Here is a 5,335-nt window from a genome sequence, read left to right on the forward strand (position 1 = left end):
GACCCACCTAGCCATGGTGGTGCGTGATAGCTCGATACCCGACTGGGTAAACAGCGATTCTTGACGATAAAGTGGCATCGCGTATTGGTATTTTCCAAGAATGATGTTGGTCAGCAAACTTTCTGTGGCGAAGCTTTTAGGGATGAGGCTCTGAGGGGATGGCTTCTGAACGATTCGGCTGCTGTCGCCTGTTTTCTCGCACTGGCGGCAAGCGTACTTAGGACGAACATATTCCAACACTTTGAGTACCGCTGGCGTGAACTCTAGCTTCTCGCTGCGGTCTTCACCGATTTTATGCAGGCTATGATTGCAGCAAGCGCACTGCTTTTCATGGTCGTCTACATCAAGTTCGATAACCTCACGAGGCAAGGTCTTAGGCAGAGGTTTACGTTTACCGCGCTTTTTCGTTGTGGTCGTGGTTGTCACCTCAACCTCGTCTTCTTTAACGGCTTCACACTCCGCTTCGTTGAAGAGGTCACCTTGTGATTCATCGTAAGGCTTTAATGCCTCCGAGCGTTTCGCGAACTGACGGTCGAAGGCGAGTTTGAGTTGTTCAAGCAGCGATTGGCGCTCTTGTTTCCACTCATTTTTCTCCGACATCAGAGCAGCTACCATCGCTTGTAGCTCGGCAACATCTTGGCTTTCTGGGTTGATATTTGGCGTCTTTTTCATAGCATTGATTATACTAAAATCGTGCCGTTAACGCTTGGTGAATAAGGCTTTATTCTCGATTAACTCATTGTGAAATCGTTTATATTGATGGGTTCGTGGCCGATAATTGTAAAGCCTGAAAGCAGTCTATCAAGCTCAAATTGAGTGAGGGTAAACACCTGATTTTTCTCTTTTGAAGGCCACTTATACTTGGCTTTTTCAAGGCGTTTATACCAGAGGGCGAAGCCTGTTTTATCCCAGTACAACACTTTAATCTTATCGCGCTGTTTATTGGTAAACAGGAACAGCGCACCGCTGCCAAGAGGCAAGTCAGTATCATTTTCGATAATCGCTGCAAGGCCGTTGATGGACTTTCTAAAATCGACGCTTTCACGATAAAGGTAAATGTCTGGAGCGCTGAGCATACCTTTCATGACAAAGCTCCAATGAGTTCAGCAAGATAGGTGGCTGGCGTACCTTGAGGAATGCTCAGCTCCACATCATTGATGAGAAGTGTCATGTTAGCCGTAGCTATCTGGGCCTGATACTTGGTTGTCTTTTCAACGATTTCAGCTTTAATAAATCCGACAGATTCCGATGGGGTTGCTGTTTGGAGTTGACGCCGTTTGGCAAAGAACGTGGATAAACTCAGTCCATGCTCTTCACAAAAAGCACGTTGGGTAACACTGCTGCTTTCATATTGCTCAAACAGTGATTGCCATTCTAGGTTGGTACGTCGTTTTGCCATTTCAACTCTCCTTTGGGTTGGAGAGTTGATCTTATTCTTCGTGCTGAAGGATTAGAATGCGGGGTTCGTGACACGCTTACTGTCATCTATCTGCTTTTCTTGGGAGGATGTGGATTGAGACTTATTAGTTTCAAAATTTCAGTTCTTTGGTTTGTTTAAGTGCTAATCACTTTGGTTTATAAAGGGTGCTGTACGATAAAAGCCAGGAGGGAACCTAGCTGCATGCCTAGGCATGAATTAACTCGATTAAAATGAGTTTTTTAGAATATATCATTGTCCAAGAGGTAACTATATGCATATTAACCCTTGGGCAATAATATGCATTTCGATATTATTTTAGATAAATACTAAACAGCAGTAACTTGAATTAGGAGCAATTGTCATTTGGCACATTTCGTTCTAAGATAGGATAGAATCTTCCAGACATTACTTAGAAGCGCAAGATAGATTGTAAAGCAAATTACAAAAGCGTAGAACATGACATATTCTGGGGTGTTTAGTATTTCACCAGAAATTCCGACTGCCGCGTAGAGAGTTGCAATACTACAAATAACGATAAGTGTTTGTGTTGAGCTTAAACCTAGACGTTGGAAAATGTGATGTAAATGTTCACGATCAGGCTTAAAAGGAGAGTCTCCTCTTCTTATTCTACGAATCATAATAGCAGCCATGTCCATCAACGGCACTGCAATTAGCCATAACGCGGTAACTGGACGCAGTGGTGGAGTGCTTCCATTTTGACTAGATAGCAGCAATAGCCAGATAACAGTAAAACCAATCAACATACTCCCAGCGTCCCCCATAAACACCTTTCTTTTTCGGCCAAAGGCACCAAGGTTTAACAGGATATACGGAATAATCACAACGACCAATACTAAACAAATGTAGGCTAAACTCGATTGACCATCATGGTTAAGCATTATTCCTAACCCACCAAAGGTTACGATAGATAACCCGCCCAGCAGGCCATCAATTCCGTCGACCATATTGAATGCATTGATCGCTCCCACGACCGCAATCATGGTTACAAAGTAACCAAACCAACCTAGTGTAATGACATCACCGCTACCAAATACATCTCCTATAGTACTAAGTTCAATACCGCCAACAATCATCATAACGATAGAAAGACCTGCTTGCACTGCAAACCTTAATTTAAAGCTGATGTCGTATTTATCATCCAAAACTCCAACGCTAACAAGTATGAAGATACACGCGGCGTATAGCTCGGTATACGGTAGAATGGTTGGGTTATTGAATAAGAAATAAAGTATAGAGATACAAATGGATAGCCCACCAACTAAGGGAATAGCACCATTGTGCAACTTACGAGCATTTGGCTTGTCGACTAACCCTATTTTTTTTGCAAATTTACGCATTGTAAAAGTTGTTGCAAGGGAAAAGAAAAACAGGAAAGAGAGGTCAATAAATGAAATGAGCACGATTCAGCCTAATAATGTATTTGGAACTATTTTAGTGTATTTGGCTGCTAGATAAAAGAAGGGGGAATGATCTACGTGATCTTTCTCTATCGCAGTTAAGCTCTAATTGGAACTCCCCCCATAACTGGTAAGCCTTTTTATGAGGTGAATGTAAACCGTATTTTTCATACTCGCTCCTTTCATCTAGGACGTTTCTTGATCTTGAATTCCAGTTTTGACTGTAAACTGGAGCAAATATTGCGCGAATTTTTTAACACCGTTTTTTTGAATTGAACGAGTTCAGTATTATGCTAGCTAGGAAGTCGTTCAACAATCCTTCGAATGGCACTGCTACTTGCCATTGGTATAACAAGCCGCGGTATTGCTAAAAATCAGCCCGAGTGTTGATGCAAAACCAACAAGCATCACCGCAAGCAGTAATCCATGGAGAGTAAAACGATCGGCATCTTGTCCACTACCCTAGGCGAGCAACCGCCTAATATACGTAGAAAACCCTAAACTGATGCCCATACAGATACAGTTGATGGCGAAGGTTACTGGGAAAGTTAAGTTAACAGCCTGTGGCTATCTTGCATGCAAAGTGCCGATTGAATTAGAATACAGTCAATTGTGAGTAGTCTGAAAACCGTTTTCATAACGTTTACAAACCACACAAGATTAAAAGCATACGGTGTGATAGCATCCTGCCGTTATTAAATTCAGATGTTTTGAGAGACTTACAGTGAAGCAGCAGACGCAACCACAATCGTACTCCCCGCAAAATTCACCAATGTACGCAACGAATGATGACGTTAATATGAGGGAGCTGTTTGGAGCCCTGTGGGACGGAAAATTAATTGTGATATTGGTTACTGCTTTATTTTTTGTTAGTAGTATTGGTTTGGCTTTTCTGTCTCAAGAATGGTGGTCTTCTAATGCAAAGATCACAGAGCCTCAACCTCAAAATTTGGCTGCGTATCAACGCCAAGTGAAGCAGTTTCAACCTGTTTTTGATCTCTATCAAGAAGATGGCACGGTCCTTGTTAGCAACGAACTTAATCGTTTAGTGAGTTCAGAGGTGTTATTCCAACGCTTTGTAAATGCATTTAACTCAACTAACAATAAGAAAGCTTTCTTAGATGAAAGTACCGAATTCCAAGAGTTTAAAGATTCTGTATTTAGCAGTAGCTCTGAGAGTAGTACCGATGAAACTAGAGTGTTATATAATAAATGGTTCGATAGAGTCTCCGCCTCTAAAGTTGATAGGAATGACCCTAGGTCACCGTATATCATTACTTTTCAAACAACAACCAAAGAGAGTAGTTTCAATCTATTAACAGATTACGTTTTGGCTACAGAATCAAAAGTGCATCAAGATGCGTTCAATAATTTATATGCCGTAGTTAGTGGCAAAAAAAATGAGTTGATTCAACAGAAAAGAATCTTAGAAAGTCAGGCAAGCAATCAATTATTGGTCGAAACTGAGCGAGCAAAATACGCTTCCCAAATTGCTAAGTCTGCAGGCGTCGATAGACCAATCCAAACCGGTAATGAAAAGGAGCTGTTTAGTATTGATTTAGGTGCTAAGGGTTTAGATGCAAAAATCAAGGCTTTAGAATCTGTTAAAAATCTGAGTGTCATTGAACCTCGTCTTCAGCAGATTGACGCAAAGTTGGATATGCTTAATAACCTTGAAATTGACCGTTCTGTTGATTTTCAAACGTTCCGTTACCTAGAAAATGTTGAGCAGCCGATAACTCGAGATAAACCTAAGCGTGCTTTGATTATTGTTCTTGGTACATTATTCGGTGGTATGTTGGGCTTTTCGGTAGTTTTAATTCGGTTTTTATTTAGAAAAGAAGATTAATTAGCTTTAATGGCTGGTGTCTATATACACTAGCCATCTTTTCTACCCTTTACACATAGAATGCCAGACTGACCTCCAAACATTACTCAAACCGTATTAGGTAAAGGCTCTGGCTACAGAGTCTAGTTACTCACTAATAGCAAACAGTTGGCTGCGGTTTATTTTATAAGCTCAATAGTGAACTTATGCTCTTAGTTTATTTTAGTATGGCATTCTACTCTGCTCTAGTTTCTGTCTTGTACCAATGTGTTTTATAGTGCTATAAATACCCTCGAAGGTCCTCTTTATGTGACGCTATTTCCTAAATAATGCTTTATAAGGTATTGCTTATGATTTATCCATTTACTTGATTGTGGTTATTATCTATGATGATCAATCAGTTGTTTAAGCTGAGCAACTGATTGAGGGTGTAAAACTTACCCTCTACATATAAACGTTTATATTAATGGAAATCATTATGAAAAAGATGGCTCTAGCAGCTGCATTAGCAGTTAGCTTCTCAGGTGCTGCATTCGCAGCAGAAGAAACAGCGGCAGCTGGTTCAAGTACTGGTACAGCAGCAGGCACTGGTGCATCTGCAGCAGCAGCTGGCACAGCAACAACCGTTGCAGTTGCGACAGCAGCAGTAGCAGCAGCGGCAGCAGTAGC

Annotated in this window: 6 protein-coding genes and 1 pseudogene; 2 read left to right on the forward strand and 5 right to left on the reverse strand. The window is 41.2% G+C overall.

Annotated features, from left to right (window positions below; genetic code table 11):
- From A136_RS13865 to A136_RS23055, 5 genes and pseudogenes are all read right to left on the reverse strand, one after another.
- A partial coding sequence (locus tag A136_RS13865; RefSeq protein ID WP_017063122.1) for an IS66 family transposase occupies positions 1 to 672 on the reverse strand: 672 nt, incomplete at its 3' end.
- Positions 673 to 731: 59 nt separating this feature from the next.
- Positions 732 to 1,085, reverse strand: a complete 354-nt coding sequence (gene tnpB / locus A136_RS13870; RefSeq protein ID WP_017063123.1) for an IS66 family insertion sequence element accessory protein TnpB — start codon at positions 1,083 to 1,085, stop codon at positions 732 to 734.
- On the reverse strand, positions 1,082 to 1,399 hold the full coding sequence (gene tnpA / locus A136_RS13875; RefSeq protein ID WP_017063124.1) for an IS66 family insertion sequence element accessory protein TnpA: 318 nt from the start codon (positions 1,397 to 1,399) through the stop codon (positions 1,082 to 1,084). The genes tnpB and tnpA overlap by 4 nt, the downstream gene beginning before the upstream one ends.
- A gap of 380 nt (positions 1,400 to 1,779) precedes the next feature.
- On the reverse strand, positions 1,780 to 2,841 hold the full coding sequence (gene wecA, locus A136_RS13880; protein WP_017063125.1) for a UDP-N-acetylglucosamine--undecaprenyl-phosphate N-acetylglucosaminephosphotransferase: 1,062 nt from the start codon (positions 2,839 to 2,841) through the stop codon (positions 1,780 to 1,782).
- Positions 2,842 to 3,158: 317 nt separating this feature from the next.
- A pseudogene (locus A136_RS23055) lies at positions 3,159 to 3,399 on the reverse strand (MATE family efflux transporter); the annotation flags it as partial.
- Positions 3,400 to 3,562: 163 nt separating this feature from the next.
- Here A136_RS23055 and A136_RS13885 point away from each other — a divergent pair.
- Both A136_RS13885 and A136_RS13890 read left to right on the forward strand, forming a co-directional pair.
- Positions 3,563 to 4,687 carry an LPS O-antigen chain length determinant protein WzzB gene (locus tag A136_RS13885; protein ID WP_029235106.1) on the forward strand — a complete coding sequence of 375 codons (1,125 nt, stop codon included), beginning with the start codon at positions 3,563 to 3,565 and terminating at the stop codon, positions 4,685 to 4,687.
- 457 nt (positions 4,688 to 5,144) lie between these two features.
- Positions 5,145 to 5,335, forward strand: a 191-nt coding sequence (locus A136_RS13890; RefSeq protein ID WP_017063127.1) for a hypothetical protein, incomplete at its 3' end; no start/stop codon positions are given.

The organism is Vibrio crassostreae 9ZC13, from assembly GCF_000272045.2.
Lineage (GTDB): Bacteria > Pseudomonadota > Gammaproteobacteria > Enterobacterales > Vibrionaceae > Vibrio > Vibrio crassostreae_C.